This is a genomic window from Flavobacterium cupreum, assembly GCF_003996965.1.
GTDB lineage: Bacteria > Bacteroidota > Bacteroidia > Flavobacteriales > Flavobacteriaceae > Flavobacterium > Flavobacterium cupreum.
The window spans coordinates 1-342 of the sequence record NZ_QWDM01000138.1 but is presented as its reverse complement, the minus strand read 5'-3'; the positions used below and the strand labels follow the sequence as shown (position 1 = coordinate 342).

Sequence of the window (342 nt, the reverse complement as noted above, 5' to 3'; positions counted from 1 at the left end):
GACCCTGCTTGCGCTCAAGCTGGCGAAGGTGCTCGGTGTGACGGTGGAACAACTGTTCAGTATCGAGGCCGCGCCCGACTGAACGCCGCCTCAGCGCGGCGGCAGCGCCAGCGCCTGGTGCATATAGCTCTCGAAGCGGCCGTTGGCGAAGGCGGTGCGCACGGCCTTGCGGTAGCGCTCGCGCAAGTGGGTCGGGGCGCCCGGGCTGAAGGCGCTGTGCAGGGCCAGCGGCGGCGTGGGCAGCCTGAGCAGTTTCAGGCCCACCCCGTTCTGGCGCCCGTAGTACTGGGGCGTGATCCGGTCCGAGAAATACACGCCCTGCAGCTGCCCCGCGGCGAGCTT

The 342-nt window shown here is 69.6% G+C and carries 1 protein-coding gene; it reads right to left on the bottom strand.

Annotated elements, in window-relative coordinates; all coding sequences use genetic code 11:
- Positions 1-90: 90 nt before the first annotated feature.
- The coding region (locus D0817_RS26940) for a hypothetical protein (protein WP_161568483.1) at positions 91-342 on the bottom strand (252 nt) is incomplete at its 5' end.